11 protein-coding genes are annotated in these 17,320 nt (G+C 35.0%); 10 read left to right on the top strand and 1 reads right to left on the bottom strand.

All coding sequences use genetic code 11. From position 1 onward, the window contains the following. Positions 1 to 134 precede the first annotated feature (134 nt). From OM074_RS15890 to OM074_RS15855, 8 genes are all read left to right on the top strand, one after another. On the top strand, positions 135 to 3,116 hold the full coding sequence (locus OM074_RS15890; RefSeq protein WP_301201215.1) for a glycoside hydrolase family 2 TIM barrel-domain containing protein: 2,982 nt from the start codon (positions 135 to 137) through the stop codon (positions 3,114 to 3,116). Positions 3,117 to 3,152: 36 nt separating this feature from the next. Next, positions 3,153 to 7,655, top strand: coding sequence for a rhamnogalacturonan lyase family protein (locus OM074_RS15885; protein ID WP_301201213.1), 4,503 nt, complete (start codon positions 3,153 to 3,155; stop codon positions 7,653 to 7,655). A gap of 153 nt (positions 7,656 to 7,808) precedes the next feature. Further along, the gene (locus OM074_RS15880; protein WP_301201211.1) at positions 7,809 to 8,843 is read left to right on the top strand and encodes a hypothetical protein; all 1,035 of its coding nucleotides are present in this window, start codon (positions 7,809 to 7,811) and stop codon (positions 8,841 to 8,843) included. Positions 8,844 to 8,910: 67 nt separating this feature from the next. Further along, a complete protein-coding gene (locus tag OM074_RS15875; RefSeq protein ID WP_301201209.1) occupies positions 8,911 to 10,215 on the top strand; it encodes a rhamnogalacturonan acetylesterase in 1,305 nt (434 codons plus the stop codon). 17 nt (positions 10,216 to 10,232) lie between these two features. Beyond that, a complete protein-coding gene (locus OM074_RS15870) occupies positions 10,233 to 10,970 on the top strand; it encodes a rhamnogalacturonan acetylesterase (RefSeq protein WP_301201208.1) in 738 nt (245 codons plus the stop codon). 152 nt (positions 10,971 to 11,122) lie between these two features. Then, the gene (locus tag OM074_RS15865; RefSeq protein WP_301201206.1) at positions 11,123 to 11,281 is read left to right on the top strand and encodes a hypothetical protein; all 159 of its coding nucleotides are present in this window, start codon (positions 11,123 to 11,125) and stop codon (positions 11,279 to 11,281) included. A 412-nt stretch (positions 11,282 to 11,693) separates the two neighbouring features. Next, positions 11,694 to 14,258, top strand: a complete 2,565-nt coding sequence (locus OM074_RS15860) for a glycosyl hydrolase 115 family protein (RefSeq protein ID WP_301201204.1) — start codon at positions 11,694 to 11,696, stop codon at positions 14,256 to 14,258. Positions 14,259 to 14,264: 6 nt separating this feature from the next. Continuing rightward, positions 14,265 to 15,107 (top strand): sialate O-acetylesterase, encoded by an 843-nt coding sequence (locus tag OM074_RS15855; RefSeq protein WP_301201202.1) that lies wholly within the window; start codon positions 14,265 to 14,267, stop codon positions 15,105 to 15,107. A gap of 80 nt (positions 15,108 to 15,187) precedes the next feature. On the opposite strand, the gene OM074_RS15850 is transcribed toward OM074_RS15855, so the two are convergent. After that, a complete protein-coding gene (locus OM074_RS15850) occupies positions 15,188 to 15,532 on the bottom strand; it encodes a winged helix-turn-helix transcriptional regulator (RefSeq protein ID WP_301201200.1) in 345 nt (114 codons plus the stop codon). Positions 15,533 to 15,752: 220 nt separating this feature from the next. Between OM074_RS15850 and OM074_RS15845 the strand changes: the two genes are divergently transcribed. Continuing rightward, positions 15,753 to 16,184, top strand: a complete 432-nt coding sequence (locus OM074_RS15845; RefSeq protein WP_301201198.1) for a cupin domain-containing protein — start codon at positions 15,753 to 15,755, stop codon at positions 16,182 to 16,184. A gap of 35 nt (positions 16,185 to 16,219) precedes the next feature. Further along, on the top strand, positions 16,220 to 17,056 hold the full coding sequence (locus OM074_RS15840; protein ID WP_301201196.1) for a hypothetical protein: 837 nt from the start codon (positions 16,220 to 16,222) through the stop codon (positions 17,054 to 17,056). Positions 17,057 to 17,320 lie beyond the last annotated feature (264 nt).

The raw sequence follows: 17,320 nt of genomic DNA, 5'->3' as shown, positions 1-17,320 counted from the left end.
AGAAGGAAAATTTGAAAATTATTTATAAACAGGTGAAACGAACATGTAAATTTTAATCTTAAAAATTACACGCAGGGTAATGATTAAAATTTTTTGAGAGTTCCATGTGGCAAATGAAAGAAAATTATAAACACATGAAAGGAAGATTATTTGCAGTAGGATTATTTCTTATGGGATTGATTTGTGGATTATGTGATTTAACAGCACAGGTGTTAATCCCTAATTCTTCCACAAAAGATAAGGTTTTGTTGAATGGAATATGGAAATTTAAATATCTGAATTCTATTGAGTTAAAAGAAGATTCGGTATTTTGTTTGACTGATGTGGTTGATACGGATTGGGTAGATATTAAAGTACCTGGTAATTGGGAATTACAGGGTTTTGCCAAACCTTATTATGGTAAAGAGTTACAAGAGGGGACAGGCTTGTATCGCACGTCTTTTAATGTTCCGCAAGAATGGAAAGGTAATTCAATACATATTGCTTTTGATGGAGTACTTTATGGTTACAAGTTTTGGATCAATGGTAAATATGTTGGTAAATATAATAGTGCATTTAACCGTAAATCGTTTGATATATCCTCCTTCGTAGAGTCGGGAACAAAAGTAGAACTTGCTGTGGAAGTTTCCACCCGCTCTCGTGGTTGGGCTTTTGATACCAACGACTGTTGGTCGCTTTCTGGTATTTTCAGAGATGTAACGTTATATAGTGTACCGGAAACGCACCTTAAGGACTTGACAATAACAACCCATGTTGATGGTAGTAATGCGGATGTTAATGTTGAAGCACTTATTGCCACAAATAAAGTTAAAAAGAATCAGAAGGTTTATTTGAAATTGCAGGATGCCAATGGAAAGATAGTTACAACGGCAGAAATGAATGGTTTATCTAATATTGATAGGCTTGATTCCATACCATACCAGCAAGTTTTAAAGTTGGATAAAGCTAATTTATGGACATCAGAAACACCTTATTTGTACAATTTAAAAGTTGAGGTAACTGAAGGAAAGAAAGTACTGCAAACATATAATCAAAAAGTAGGAATAAGGGAGATAACCTGGGAGAATGGTGTGTACAAGATAAACGGGAAAGTGGTAAAACTGCGAGGCATAAACCATCATGATTTATCGCCTGTAAATGGTCGTTCCATGACAGAGGAAGAAATGCTTGAAGATCTTAAACTGATTCGTGAAGGAAATGCCAATTTTATCCGTGCATCACATTATCCTCCTCACCCTCGTTTTATGGAATTATGTGATTCTTTAGGGTTTTATATTATAGACGAAGTACCATTTGGTTTTGGAGATAAGCACTTATATAAAGATGAATACCTTTCGGACTTGAAAGAGCGGGCAAGAGCAACTATTGCACGCGATAAAAACCATCCATGTGTTATTGCGTGGAGTGTAGGTAATGAAAATCCACTAACAAAGATATGTCTTGAAACTGGGCGCTATGTAAAATCACTTGATCCAACCCGACCGTATAGTTTCCCACAAGTAGGTTCTTATTTTAGAAAAATTTGTGACACTATACCCAAAGAAATTGATATTTTATCACCTCATTACCCGGTAGCTGCACATTTAAAATCGTATTCTAAGAAATTTAAACGACCGATGATTATAACAGAGTATGCTCATGCTCTTGGTCTTGATGCAGATAGGATAGAATCATTATGGGAAATTATGTACAGCAATCCTGTTTTTGCTGGCGGTGCAGTTTGGCATCTTTATGATCAGGGTATTCTTGTAAAGTCAGATACAGCAATCAATGCTGACGAATTTACAACATCTGTATGGATAGATTCAACAACATGTTATGATAATTATGGTAATAAAGGGGCTGATGGTGTAATGTATGCCAACCGGGTGCCTCAGGTAGATTATTATGAAATGCGTAAAGTTTATACTCCGGTTAAGGCCCTTGATGATACCTTACATTTAAAAAGAGACCAAAAAAATGAGGTAACCTTAGGTTTGAGTAACCGTTATAATTTTACCAATCTTGATCAAATTGTTTGTAATTGGGAACTGCTAGCAGATACTTCAATTCTTTCAAAAGGAAACTTATCATTAAAAGGTGAGCCACACGATACTTCATATGTATCAATGGATATTGCTCTTCCTAAAGAATTAAACTCTTCGTTTTATGCTTTAAAGCTAACTTTTACAGATACAAAGCATTATTCGTTTTATGAAAAAACATATCCAATAGTTATTGAAGATTTTGATAAAAATTTAACCCGACTTTTTGATGTTAAGTCAGATAAAGAGGGACGCAATGATGAAAAGCTATCGATAATTGATGTTCAGAATAATCAAATTCAATTGCAAAATGCGTCTTCAGATCCTTTAATAATTAAGGGTTTGTTAGCAAGAATGGGCCGAAAGACTACCATGTCTGAAATTACGATTATTGAGAAAAAGAGAGAAGGAAATTGTCCGCTTTGGAATCCTTATTTATTGCATCCACAAAACGAAGAATTGGAGTTAAATCTTCCAAACAAAAAAGTAATCAACTATAGTTTTGAGAGAGTGGATGTAAAAGGACAATTTATTGATGGTCAGGTAACATATACACTGAATAATGATGGTAGTATTGAAGTTAGTTATACCCTAACACCCAGAGATGCAGAAGGTATTGCACTTGATTTAGGTATGTCATTTATCATTCCCAATCGTTTAAGTGAATTCCGATGGGTAGGAAAAGGACCATATCCTGCCTATCCGGGAAAAAGTCGACTTTCTGAATTTGGAATATATCACATGAATTCTCAAGACTTAAACTATCAGGGTAACAGGCAAGAGGTTGAATTGGCACTTTTTACAGACTCGTTAGGTTGTGGACTCGCATTGATATCGGATAAAGATAATATAGCAGTGGAGCGTTCACAAAAAGGAATTGTTGTAAGTCATAATGCAAAAGTGTCAGGACGTTTTAATAAAAATAGTACACCAGAACAAAAGATAAGGGTTGAGAATTGTAAACAAATTAGGGGAGAATTTACTATAATTCCATTAGAAAATAATTGGTCAGAATCACTTCAGAAAATTTTTGGACAACCTAAAAATGTTCAGGAACCATTTGCTCCATTTTTTAATAGTTATGATCAATAAATATTAAATAATCTATAAAATTAAAATCTACAAAAAATGAAAAGAATTTCTTTGCTTTTTAGCTTGTTAGCAATTTTTATACTGATTTCTTTTAACTCTTTTGGGCAACGAAAGATGGAAGAATTAGACAGAGGATTAATTGCAGTTAAAACAACAAACGGCGTGTTTTTAAGTTGGAGGTTACTCGGCTATGAATGGGATGGAGTAAACTTTAATATCTATCGTGATGGTACCAAACTTAATACAGAACCATTAAGTGTCTCGAATTATGAAGATGCAAATGGGACATCAGAGTCTACTTATACAGTAAGTGCAATTGTTGATGGAATTGAGCAATCTCAATGTGATGCAATATCACCATTAGCTCAGCAGTATTTGTCTATACCCATGAAAGTCAGAAATACTGAAGATTATCAGATTAATGATGCGACAACTGCCGATTTGGATGGTGATGGTGAATATGAAATCATTGTTAAACGAAGACAAAAGGATGTTAGTGTAGAGAACGAAACTAAATTTTCATATTTCGAAGCTTATAAATTAGATGGAACATTGTTATGGGAAATCAATGTTGGTCCAAATATTTTATCTCCCGGTAGTGTGGAAATTAATATTGCAACGTTTGACTTTAATGAGGATGGAAAAGCAGAAGTATTTATGCGTACTTCGGAAGGAACCATCTTTGGAGATGGTACTGAGATAGGAGATACCGATGGTGATGGGATTACAAACTATCGATATTCAGTAAATCAGAATAGCAATATGCAGTACATGACGGAAGGTCCGGAGTTTTTATCATTGATAGATGGAGAAACCGGAGTTGAACTTGATCGAGTGGACTTTATACCTCGTATTTCAGCCGAATGGTGGGGCGACTCATATGGACATCGTGCAAATAAGTTCTTCTTTGGTGCTCCATATTTGGATGGAAAACATCCCAGTTTGTTTATTGGTCGTGGTATCTATACGAAAACAGTTATGCGAACCTATGATGTTGTTGATATGAAGTTAGTTCCACGTTGGGAATTTAGGGCAACGACTGAATCGGATCCATACTATGCACAAGGAAATCATAATTATACTGTGGCTGATGTAGATCAGGATGGACGAGATGAAATTGTATGGGGAGGTATGACTGTTGATGATGATGGTAATGGATTATATTCAACTGAAATGGGGCATGGAGATGCTTTGCATGTTGGGGATTTAGATCCTTATAGAAAGGGAACTGAAATTTGGAGGTGTTTAGAAGAAAATCCTGTTTTTGGTACAGCATTATACGATGGAGCAACTGGAGAGATATTGATTCATGATATATTTGGACGGGATTGTGGACGTTGTATGGCTGCTAATGTTAGTAATGAATTTTATGGGGCAGAACTATGGGGTAGTGTTCATAAATATTCTGCCACAACCAGAGAGGATATTGGAAGCATTGAAGGAGCATCAAATTTTAGAATATTTTGGGATGGTGATTTATTAGAAGAAACACTTAATCATACCAACTTTACATCAACTAAAGGCTATGGTACAGGATGTATTATTAAGAATGGGCAAGGAAATATTCTGGTTGCAGATGGAGCTATATCGTGTAATTATACAAAAGGAACGCCATGTTTACAGGCTGACTTATTTGGAGATTGGAGGGAAGAAGTTGTTTGGAGAAGCGAAGATGATACAGAGATTCGTATTTATACTACAATTGATCCAACAATTTACCGTAATTATTCGCTAATGCACGATCATCAGTATCGTCAGGCAATATGTTGGCAAATGTGTGGTTACAATCAACCTCCCCATGTAAGTTATTTTGTAGGAGAAAAAGAAGGACTTTTAGCGCCTCCCCCTCCTATTATTTCTAATAAAAAATATGTTTATACAACCGGAGATTGGAATACAACATCTACTAATTTTAATTTGGATGGAAACGATGTTTCATATACTGATGGTGGAGCAGTTTTATTCGATGTTTCTGCCGGTGAGGATGTAAGTCTCTCTTTAGCAGAAACAGTAAATCCTAAATCTGTTACAGTTAATTCTGTTGGTAATTATTCATTGGATGCAACAGTTGGTAAATTAAGTGGATCAATGAAACTTATCAAACAAGGATTAGGGTCATTTTCCTTGAACGGTACTCATGATTATACTGGAAAAACTGAAATATGGAATGGAACTTTGGATTTTAATGGAACCATAAAGAGTAGTCCGGTTGAATTAGAATTCTTTGGTAAACTAAATGCAGTTGGAGCATTACAAAACGGATTAACATTAAAATATGGTTCAGCATTGGAAATAGGATCAGGTGACCAATCCGGAAGTCTTTCTGTTACTAATGGTTTATCTATGGATGAAGCATCTTCACTAGGATTTGATTTATATACACCAGAGAGTACGGAAAATGATGTTTTGACTGTTACCGGAAATTTTTCTTTTAGCAATAAAGTTGTATTTAATATAAGACCACACCTTGCTGATGGAGTTGAAAAATTAGAACCTGGAAAATATTTATTAGTAACTGTAACAGGAGATATTAATGGAGCAATTGAAAATATATCCGTTAAAGGTATATCTGGTACTCCAGCAAAAATATTGGTAGAGAATGGGAAAGTTTATTTATATATATGGCCTGTTAGAGGCGAAAATGCAATAATTACATGGAATGGGGTTAGTAGCTCAAACGACTGGGATTTAGCTATTACAAATAATTTTCTAAACAATAGCGAATCATATTATTTCGTTGATCAGGATGAGGTAATATTCAATGATAATGCAGAAATCAAGGATGTAAATATTGCGTCAGAAGTTACACCTTCGTCAATTACTGTTGATGCATCTGAAGATTATAATTTTGATGGAGAGGGTTATATTTCAGGCAGTGTATCATTTACAAAATCAGGCAGTGGAAAGTTATCTATTCTAAATGATAACGATTTTTCAGGGAAAGTTTCTGTTTTAGGAGGAGAACTGGTTATTAATAGCATGCCATCTGTACAAAATAAAGGAGCGCTAGGATCAATTAGTGCTGACGCCTCACTATTCGAAATTAATGGGGGAATTGTCACAATTAATGAGACAAGCAACTCAGACCGGGCTATTTCAATAGGAAGTAAGGGGGCTACAATAAATACCTTGAATGATGTTCAGTGGAATGAGGAAATTGAAGGAAGTGTTTTAACAAAAACAGGAGCAGGTCAGTTAGTTTATGTGCAAAATCCTAATATTCAAAAAACCGTATTGCAAGAAGGTACTCTTAAGTTATTGTATGATGAAGTTACTCCAGGAGATACGATTTCTATTCAAGGAGGAACGGTAAAATGTAATAGTAATGCAAATTCATATAATACATTGGCCTGGTATATTGAAGTTCCAGAGGATAAAACAGGTACAATAAATATGGATGCCCGTGGGTATTATACAGGTAAGCTTTTTGGAGGAGGGTACTTAAATATGAATATTCCATATGTCCGTACTGATTTAAACGGCGATATGAGCGAGTTCTATGGAACCTTAAATGCTGTTTCAACCTATTCAAGTAAATACAATGGAAAATTAAGAATCAACCATAGCAGTGGTTTACCCAATGCTCATGTAATTGTTAATACACGTGTATATACATCAAATGAAAAAGGTACTACATTAATTTTAGGAGCATTGTCAGGTTCAGGTATTTTAGGTGGTTCAGAGAATTACATCATAGGTAACAAAAATATTGATACAGAATTTGAAGGGGAGATCTCTGCGGGGAGTCTGGAAAAAGTAGGAACAGGTAATTTTACTTTAAGCGGCAATGAAAACTCATATACAGGAGTTACAAAAATTAATGGAGGTATCTTAACTGTAAATAATACATCAGGAAGTGCTACAGGTTTAGGAGCTGTATCAGTTAATGAAACAGGAACATTAAGTGGCAGAGGTATAATTTCGGGTGCAGTTACTATTAATAATGGAGGTACTTTTTATCCGGGGACAGGAGTAGTAAACTCAAAAATGTCATTGACTAATAACCTTTCTTTTATGACTGGTTCTGTATACAAAGTGATATTGGATCCTTCGTTAAAACAATCATCTTACACACAAGTAGCAGGAAGTGTAAATATTGCCGGAGGCTTAAATATAGTCAATCCTGGAACTGAAGTTTTTGCAGCAGGGGATGAATATTTATTATTTGATTGTGCTGATATAACTGGCGAGTTTGAATCGATTACGCCAGCAACACCGGGAAACGGTTTGGTATGGGATCTCAGTGAATTACAAACACAAGGTATAATTAAAGTTACCATTAGCAATGGAATAGAGGACTTAAGCAGGGAGAAAATCACGGTATATCCAAATCCGGCAATAGATTTTGTCAATGTTTCATTTACAACAGATAATGTTAAAATAGTTAGCCTTTATACCATGGATGGATTAAATATTTCCACAATATCATCATCTGACCGACAAATAACTTTAAGTCTTCAAGGGCTTTCTTCAGGCATATATGTAATACGTGCTTTAATTGATGAGGAAATACATCAGTTTAAGGTTGTAAAGAACTGATAATGTATTATAAATATTCAATTAATTAACAATAGAGTATCCAGAATAAAGATGGAAAGTGTTAAATGACAATTATAAAGTATGTTGTTAACGCTTTCCTATATGCAACCTTTGTTTACTACATTTTAATATTAACATTTTATTATTTTAGTTATGAAAAAGACTCTACAATTATTTATTTTAATAGTATTGTGCCTTTATAGTACAGGTATTTATTCTCAATCAACCGGTATCATTTATATATATAATGATTCCGAATCACTTATCAATGTTTATGCAGGAACAAATATTAATGCTGATCTTGAAGTAGTAGATCGTATTAAATCATATGGTTATGAAGTTACTGCAATTAGCCTTCCGGTTATTAGTGATTGGACAACAGAACAACAAGCTCAATTGGAAAATGCTGCATTGGTAATTATAGGAAGGGGAATAAGTAGTAGCAATTTTACGGGTGCGAATGCTGATCTTTGGAATAATCTGGAAGTGCCCGTTATATGCACTAATCTTTGGGCGTTACGTTCTGATAAAATGGGGTGGTTTAATACAACTACAGCTTCTCATGACAATACACAAGAGGCAGTTTTGGAGGCTACTATATTAGAAACTTCAGATGTAGTTTTTGAAGGAATAAATACACCAGTTGCATGGTGGAGTGGGCAATATGATATTTTACCAGATGTTGCTGCAGATATTTGTAGCGGAACAGTGATGGCAACAACAAGTTATGGATTCCCGCTTTTCGTGCGTTTCCCTGCAAATCAGGCGTGCCATAATGGTAGTAGTCCTGCTACTCCTAAAGGTGAACGCGTATTTTTTGGTATTGGAAATGATAATATAAGGATTGATGGAATGACTGTATTCAATTACTATGGATATACAGATGAAGCTCATAATATTTTTATGCGTGAAATTGGCAGGTTAAGCGGAATTACAACATCAACAAATTATGTCAATAAAGATAAAACAGATTTGAAAGTGTTTTACAATAGTAGAGAAATTACGGTATCAATGAAGGGCTTGACAAAAATTAATATTTTTTCAATTGTAGGTCAGCTACAGGAATCCATAACTGTTAAATCGGATCAGGAAATAATATCATTAAGCCAATACAATTCTGGTGTTTTTGTAATTGTAGCGTATGATAAAGATGGTAAAAAGGCCACTGAAAAGGTTATGATACAATAATTTGAAATAGTTATGAATGAATTTATCAGATATGTTCAGAGTTAAAAATATATTATTCGCAGTTTGTATGTTGCTTTTAATACAGTTTACGCAACCATTAATTGCAGAATCTAATAAACAGTGGAAATTTGACCTTGGAAGCAGCGAGGTTGAAAAAGGATATGTTGTCGTAACTCCCGAGACAACTTATTCCGATAACTTGGGGTATGGTATGCTTTGTCCAAATGGAGAGCTTTGTTCAGTTGAAGCAAAGAAAGGGGATAGGTTAATGGATGATTGTATAACTTCAGAACAACCCTTTTTTTTTCAATTAAATCTGGAAGAAGGCAGATACAAAGTTACGGTAACACTTGGGAGTGCATCAAAGAAATCAGAAACAACAGTAAAAGCCGAATCACGCAGATTAATGTTGGAAAATATAACTACGACTGAAGGTCAATCTGTTACAAAAAGCTTTGTTGTGGATGTACGCAGGCCTGAAATAAATGATAGTTTGCGTATAAGGTTAAATAAAAGAGAATTTGGCTCCACAAACTGGGATAACAATCTTTGTCTGGAATTTAACGGATCATGGCCATCTGTATCATCAATTGTTGTTGAGGAGGTAAAAGATTTACCTGTTATTTTTTTAGCAGGAAACTCAACCGTAACCGATCAGGCAAGAGAACCTTGGGCTTCATGGGGGCAAATGTTGCCCCGTTTTTTGTCACCCAAGGTTGTGGTTGCCAATTATGCAGAATCCGGGCTTACGCTTAAATCTTTTAAATACCAAAACAGATTGAAAAAGGTGATAAGTGTAATGCAACCTGGTGATTACCTTTTTATGGAATTTGCCCATAATGATCAAAAAAAAGGCTCGTGCTATGTAGAGCCATTTACCACGTATCAGGATGAATTGCGCTTTTTTATTAATGAGGCTAAAAGTAAAGGAGGTATACCTGTTTTGGTAACCTCAACCAATAGAAGAAAATTTGATGAAAAAGGAAAATTAGTGAATACACTCGGAGACTATCCTGATGCAATGAGACAATTGTCTATAGAGGAAGGCATTCGGTTGATTGACTTAAATGCAATGTCTAAAACCTTATATGAAGCTTTAGGAGTTGAAGGTTCTAAAAAAGCTTTTGTTCACTATCCTCTCAACACTTTTCCCGGAGTAAACAGAGAATTGAAAGATAATACCCATTTTAATGCATATAGGGCATATGAACTTGCTAAATGTGTTGTTTCCAAAATGATTTGCATGAATGAGTTTAAAAATTATATAGTTGATGATTTTAAACCTTTTAATCCGGCAAATCCTGATCTTGTGGATAATTTTTACTGGCCTCTGACCCCAGCTTTTGATGCAGAAAAACCGGAAGGAAATTAACTTAAATATGTAGTATCATGAAGCGTTTTATTTACATTTTTATTTGCATTTCTTTGTTTGGCTGTACATCTCAAAAGAATACATCAATATGGCTAATTGGAGATTCAACTATGGCCTGGAAAAAGCCATCAAGAGCACCTGAGTCGGGTTGGGGAGAAGGATTGAAGTTGTTTACTAATGAACAGGCAACTATTCATAACCATGCAGCCAGTGGACGGAGTTCGTTGAGTTTTATTAATGAAGGGCGTTGGCAGGTAGTATGCGATAGCCTTAAACGAGGAGACTATGTTATTATTCAATTCGGGCATAATGATGAGAAGCCTGATACAGCACGTCATACGGAGCCTTATGGATCGTTTAAGGCTAATTTGGATAGGTTTATTAAAGAATCTAAAGCTAAAGGAGGTACACCCATTATCTGTTCTTCTATTGTTCGCCGGCAGTTTAATGAAGATGGCAGCTTAAAGGATACCCATGGTGATTATATTGTAGCTTCAAAACGAGTGGCTGAGGAATCTATGGTACCTTATGTTGATATGGAGACTTTAACCCGTAAGTTAGTGACAGAAATGGGGCCAGAGAAATCTAAAGAGATATACAATTATACGAGTAGAAAACAAGATTCTACTCACCTAAATAATAAAGGTGCTATAGAAATAGCCCGATTGTTTGTGGACGAAATTAATAAACAACAATTGGATTTATCAAGCTATTTTCGAGAGAATAACTTAGTTAATAATTCTATTTCAGAATAAAAAATAAGCTGGTAATTTATAATGAAGATTCAAATAAGAAGTTCACTACTTGTTAGTATTTGTATTGTATTTTTCTGCACTATTGATCTATTTTTCAGCAATTTCATGCAATTGGGAAAGAAGGTAATATGCCTAATTCAAAAGGAATACAGATGGTTGATAGTATTTCAAATGAAAGAATAAAACGAGTAGGTCAACCGGGTATCTATACTTTTTTTGCATCAAAACAAGAAAATAAACGAGCTGCAGTTTTAATTTGTCCGGGAGGTGCTTATAAACATCAGGTACATATTTGCATGATTTTACATTAATTAATGATGAACTCGACAGTATTCCATTTATACCAAGTTTTATGATATTAATTTCACCTGTGATAACTATGGATTATTTTGGACACAAAGGAAGCCTTTCTAATTTGCTGGGAGAGAAACCTGAAATTTTATTGATCAAACGCTTTTCATGCGAACAATAGGTTACAAAATCCACTCCTCCGGCATTTATTGTACATACAGCTAATGATCATGGAGTGAGCGTAATGAACAGTGTTTTGTTTTATGAGGCTCTTTGCCAAAAAGGAATTCTTTCATCTCCCCATATTTTCCCTTATGGAGGGCATCATATTTACATGAATAACAATCCTGGAAGTACTGAGCTGTGTGTTGAGCTATGTGAGAAGTGGTTAAAGGAAATGAGTTATTTAAAATAATAGATAAAGCTAGAAATATGAAATTATTAGAATGTATAGTTCCGGGATTATTGTTGGTATTTATACTGGTATCCTGTCAGCAGAGTACTGAAAAAGAATTACATGTGGTGTTTTCTGATACTTCAGGAGCAATGCCCCTTGTAAATAAAGAGTTTGTTTCATCAATATTAGTTGATAAAGGAGATGCGGAGGTGGTTTCTATCGTTGCAAACGCTGTAGCCGGAGATATAAATCATATTACAGGTAAAAAACCAAGCGTGATACATAATGAAAATGAAGCAGGAGCAACTGTAATTATTGCAGGAACAATTGGACGATCCAAGTATATTGATGCCTTTATATCGGAAGGAAAGGTTGATGTATCTGCAGTAAAAAATAAATGGGAATGTTTTTCTATTTCAACAGTAATTAAGCCTTTTGATGGTGTTGATAAGGCTCTTGTTATTGTTGGGAGCGATAGAAGAGGTGCTGCTTATGGCCTTTTTGAATTATCCAGAATGTCAGGTGTTTCTCCATGGGTGTATTGGGCTGATGTAAAGCCTCAAAAAAGAGATGAACTGTATGTTACAGATGGTACTTTTATTTCAAATGAGCCAAGCGTAAAATACAGGGGTATTTTTATAAATGATGAGGATTGGGGACTTAATGTATGGGCAGGAAAAAATATTGATACAGATGTAAAAGATATTGGTCCTAAAACTTATGCGCTTGTATATGAATTACTTTTAAGATTACGGGGAAATTTTATATGGCCTGCAATGCATGATAGCACCAAAGCATTTTTTTATTATAAAGATAATCCTGTGGTAGCCGATAAATATGCAATTGTAATGGGATCTACTCATTGCGATCAGATGCTAAGAAGCAATACGTTTGAATGGCAGAAAAACTTTGTAAATGAATATGCAGAAGAGCCCAAACCATATCGCTATGATATTAATAAAAAACAAGTATTCCGTTATTGGGATGATCGCGTAGCTGAGACTAAGGATTATGAATCGTTATATACCATTGGTATGCGAGGGGTTAGAGATGGTGGTATTCAGGGGCCAAAAACGGAGGAAGACAAAATAGCTTTGTTGGATACCATCATCAAAGACCAACGTGGAATATTTAAAAGCCATTTTGGAGGGGAAGACCAGGTAGCTCAATTGTTTTGTCCTTATAAAGAAGTACTTGGGCTATATGATGGAGGTTTGCAGATTCCAGATGATGTAACATTGGTTTGGACAGATGATAACTATGGATATATCAGGCGCTTGTCGAACCCGGATGAGCAAAAGCGAAAAGGTTCGAGTGGAATCTATTATCACCTATCTTATTTAGGAAGTCCCCACGACTATTTGTGGTTAAGTACTATTTCTCCATCTCTGATATCATACGAGATGACTAAAGCCTACCAGTTTGGTGCTGATCGTTTGTGGGTGGTTAATGTAGGGGATATAAAACCTGCCGAGTTAGAAACCGAGTTTTTTATGGATTTGGCCTGGGAGGCAGAAAAATGGAATCCTCAAAATGTATCAGAATATCTTACATATTGGGCCAACAAAACCTTTGGTACTCAGCTGGCTTCTGATATTGCAAAAATAAAGAAGGAATATTATAAGCTGGCTCAAACAGGAAAGCCAGAGCATTTAGTTACCGCAACTTACGATAAGCAAACACGTACGGAACGTCTTGCTGCAAGTGAAAAAATGCTAGAAATGGTGAATGACATAAAGCCTAAAATACCGGAACATTTATTAAGTGCTTTTTTCCAGCTGGTAGAATATCCGGTAAAGGGTATGGCATTGATGAATAAAAAAATTTGTTATGCAGCAATGAGTTTTGAAGTATTAAAAAGCAATCCTCAAAAAGCCAAACTATTCTCAAAATATTCAAAAGATGCTTTTAATGAGATACATGCAATGACTGATTTTTATAACCATAATATAGAGAATGGCAAGTGGGATGGTATTATTACAGATTCGCCCAGAAATTTGAAGGTATATGGAATGCCAGATGTTGCAGTGCGCGAAGTTGTGGAAGATCAATCCCTTTATAAGCAGGAATATGATACCAGGTACATTCATCGTGACGCTCCTTTTGAGCTAAATATTGCCAAAAGCAAGATTTCCCTTCTGGCAGATCAGTATGTAGACAAGCAAGATAGCGAAGGCAATGAAATCATTACTGTAAAAGGGCTCGGATTGGATGGGCACAGTATTTCAAGATATCCGTTTAATACCCCTTCGTATTCGAATGAGAATTATAAAAGTGCCCCAAGTGTAACTTACAGTATTTCCGCAGAAAAAGGTAACTATGATGTTTCCATAAAGTGCTTGCCTTCCAGGTCTATTCATAAAGGTAGAAAGTTGCTGTTAGCCTTGGTGATAAATGATAGCAAACCTCAATTTTTTGATGTAAACCACGACCGAAAGGATGGCAAATGGAAGAAACATGTATTGCAAGGATTTGCTGAAGCAAAATTCCATTTGAATATACAGAAAGAGGGTAATGCAGAAATAAAAATATATCTGTTAGATACTGGTCTTGCAATTAGCCGGATAGATATTGATAAGCATAATGAAAAAAAAGAATAAGCAGATATGACAACATACTATAAGAAATACGTCCTGATTTTAATCATATTGCTACAAGTGTTAATTTTATCTGCACAAAAAGCAACTACCAACAGAACTAAGTATTTTCCCAGGGAAGAAATAAAAGCAATAGATATACCTGATAAAAGTAAGGTTTGGGTATTTATATTAGCTGGCCAATCAAATATGGCAGGTCGTGGACTTGTTGAAGCCCAGGATACAGTGCCAAACAATAGAATTTTAACGATAAACAGTAACAATGGTGTTATTGTTGCAAAAGAACCCATACACTTTTATACCCCGGATTATAAAGGATTGGGGTGCGGGTTGTCTTTTGCAAAAAATCTATTAAATAACATTCCTGAAGATATTTATCTTTTGCTACTTCCAACAGCAGTAGGGGGCAGTTCAATTAATAAATGGATAAAAGATATTCCACACAGGAATGTGCCTTTATATTCTAACTTTAAAGAAAAAGTAGCACTGGGGAAACAATATGGAACAATAAAAGCTGTTTTGTGGCATCAGGGAGAAGCAGATGCTAATAAAAATGGTATTTTAAAACGACAAGATAACCTTAAAAATTTGTTTAACTCATTTAGGGATGATGTTGAAAACAATCAGTTACCTATATTGATAGGTGAATTGGGTGCATTTTCGAAAGAACCAGATTTATGGCATCAGATAAATAAAGAAAATCGCAAATATGCGAGAAAGGACAAGTATGCTGTAATAATAAAAGCAGAAGATTTGGAAGAGAAAGGTGATCGTGTTCATTTTAATAGTACAGCTCAAAGGGAATTAGGCAAGAGATATGCCCAAAAATATATTAGGTGTTTTAGTAAATAAATACAGGTTCCTGGCAATTTTTAGCCCTCTTTGAGAGTTAAAATTGCCAAGAACCTAAAAATATCCTTAAAATCCTCCCTTTACTTTGTTATTTCATCATAATGCTCCAAAGCCCATTCCACCATCATACCTATGGCAGGCATTAACTTTTGTCCGGTTTCAGTGAGCGAATACTCTACCCGGGGTGGTATTTCTGCATACATTTTTCGGTTAATCAATTTATTTGCTTCCAGTCGTTTCAAGGTGCAGGAAAGCATTTTCTGTGATATATCAGGAATAGCATTATTTAATTCCTTATAGCGCATAATACCGTTTTGGTTCAAGGTACTCAAAATTAAAAGCGACCATTTATCGCTTATGCGGTCAATAATATTTCGTATGGGGCAGGTTGGGTATAATGGATCTAATCGTTGTATTGTTTTCATTTTTTGATTTCAAAATTACAAAATAATCTCTTTTGGAGAGTAATGTAATATTACGAATACAACAGTTTATTTAGTGATTAACTTTTTTATAAAAAGTTTTTAGCTGTAAATCATTGTTATTCAATAATTCTAACCTATTTGTTAGGTTACGAACCCGTTTGCACAGACTCATTTTATGTTTCACATTTGTGTCATTAATAACAATAAAAACAAATTTATTATGGAAAATTTAATCGTTAAAAACCTGGACACTTTAAATGGAGAAAAAATTGACCGGGATGGCAACGCCTTTACTGTAAAAACCATTATCCCTGATGCAGAAACTTCAAAATGTAGAGCCAATTTTGTAGAAGTAGAACCGGGGAATTATGCGTATGGTTACCATTACCACGAAGCCAATGAAGAGGTCTTCTACTTTATCAGCGGAGAAGGAGTTGTGCGTACCTTAGATGGCGAAATAAAAGTTAAAGCCGGAGATGTTATCGGATTTCCTACAGGAGAAAAAGGTGCACACGTGGTTAAAAATGAATCGGATGAGAAACTGGTTTATATTGATTTCGGAACAACCATACTTCCTGAAATAGCTCATCTTCCTGATTTCAATAAAATCATGGTGATTGGCAAAGAAGTTAATGGAGTTTACGACAAGTAAATATTTTATTCAATTAACTCATTCAAAATACAGTTATGAAAAGGTTAGTTTTGGCGTTAGCCTTTATTGGCATAGTAGTTTGTGTTCAAGCACAAGAAAAGTTCCAGGTTAAAGATTTGGGCAAATTTAAATTACACTCCTTTGTTACCGGAGACCCATTGGGCGACATCAATTATATTATTGAAGGTAAGAATGGAGTTGTAATTATTGAGCCAGTAGCATTCTATGATGATATAAAAGTGATGAAAGACTATATTGCTCAATTAGGCAAACCTGTAGTTAAAGTAATTGCTGATTATCACATTGCCGGATTTACAGGTTATGATGAGTCTTTGTTTGTGCGTGTAGAAGGAATGCCTGAGTTTTCGGAAGGTGCTGTTTATGGAGGTATGATGAACCATTTTGGCGATGTGTTCAAAGATAAAATGGATGTTACCAAATACTCAGAAACCGAAGTTATTGCTAAAGATGCCAAAAAGAATTGGGCAGGGGTTGAATTTCAATTTGCTCCTGGTGTAGCATCCGATTTTCCTGCTTCTAGTATCATTATCGGAAAGAAAGTATATTACACACATTTTACCCCAGCTAAAGCACATCCAAGTCCGCTACAAATACATAATCGGGATGCAGTAAATGCTGTGCTTTCAGAATTAGAAAAAGTCAAAGCGTCAGGTTGCTCTGTTGTTATCGGAGGCCACGGAATGGCAACAACAGATATTGAAACGGTAGAGTTTGAAATAGAATATTTGAAGAAAGTCAACAAAATTTTGTCAACTGAAAAAACAAAAGAAGGTTTTGTTGCTGTTGTTAAAAAAGCCTATCCAACTCTGGAAGGAGATTTAGAGGCACTAGCTTCGGCACTCTATAAATAAAATATGTATCAGAGGTTGTTCAAATTGAATGACCTCTGATAACGTTGTTTTAAGTTATTTAATTATATGAGGTTCATCTTAAAAGATAAAAGAATAGACTTATTATCTCCAATTGCGGCCATACCGTAATTTTAGATAATTTTGCAGCCGTTTGGGTAAGTACATTGCCCTTTAGTGTTCGAAACCTTGAGTAAAAATAAAATATAAATATTTTCTTGATAAATTAACATGTTATAAACATTTGTGACGTTGATGATTTTCAAA

Source organism: Plebeiibacterium marinum, from assembly GCF_026013615.1.
Taxonomy (GTDB): domain Bacteria; phylum Bacteroidota; class Bacteroidia; order Bacteroidales; family Marinilabiliaceae; genus Saccharicrinis; species Saccharicrinis marinus_A.
This window is presented reverse-complemented; position numbering and strand designations above follow the sequence as displayed.

Bases quoted from the DNA above. Each gene is read 5' to 3' on its own strand.
- OM074_RS15840 (WP_301201196.1), top strand. From the start codon at position 16,220: ATGAAAAGGTTAGTTTTGGCGTTAGCCTTTATTGGCATAGTAGTTTGT.
- OM074_RS15860 (WP_301201204.1), top strand. From the start codon at position 11,694: ATGAAATTATTAGAATGTATAGTTCCGGGATTATTGTTGGTATTTATA.
- OM074_RS15870 (WP_301201208.1), top strand. From the start codon at position 10,233: ATGAAGCGTTTTATTTACATTTTTATTTGCATTTCTTTGTTTGGCTGT.
- OM074_RS15855 (WP_301201202.1), top strand. From the start codon at position 14,265: ATGACAACATACTATAAGAAATACGTCCTGATTTTAATCATATTGCTA.
- OM074_RS15880 (WP_301201211.1), top strand. From the start codon at position 7,809: ATGAAAAAGACTCTACAATTATTTATTTTAATAGTATTGTGCCTTTAT.
- OM074_RS15845 (WP_301201198.1), top strand. From the start codon at position 15,753: ATGGAAAATTTAATCGTTAAAAACCTGGACACTTTAAATGGAGAAAAA.
- OM074_RS15865 (WP_301201206.1), top strand. From the start codon at position 11,123: ATGGTTGATAGTATTTCAAATGAAAGAATAAAACGAGTAGGTCAACCG.
- OM074_RS15875 (WP_301201209.1), top strand. From the start codon at position 8,911: ATGTTGCTTTTAATACAGTTTACGCAACCATTAATTGCAGAATCTAAT.
- OM074_RS15890 (WP_301201215.1), top strand. From the start codon at position 135: ATGAAAGGAAGATTATTTGCAGTAGGATTATTTCTTATGGGATTGATT.
- OM074_RS15850 (WP_301201200.1), bottom strand. From the start codon at position 15,532: ATGAAAACAATACAACGATTAGATCCATTATACCCAACCTGCCCCATA.
- OM074_RS15885 (WP_301201213.1), top strand. From the start codon at position 3,153: ATGAAAAGAATTTCTTTGCTTTTTAGCTTGTTAGCAATTTTTATACTG.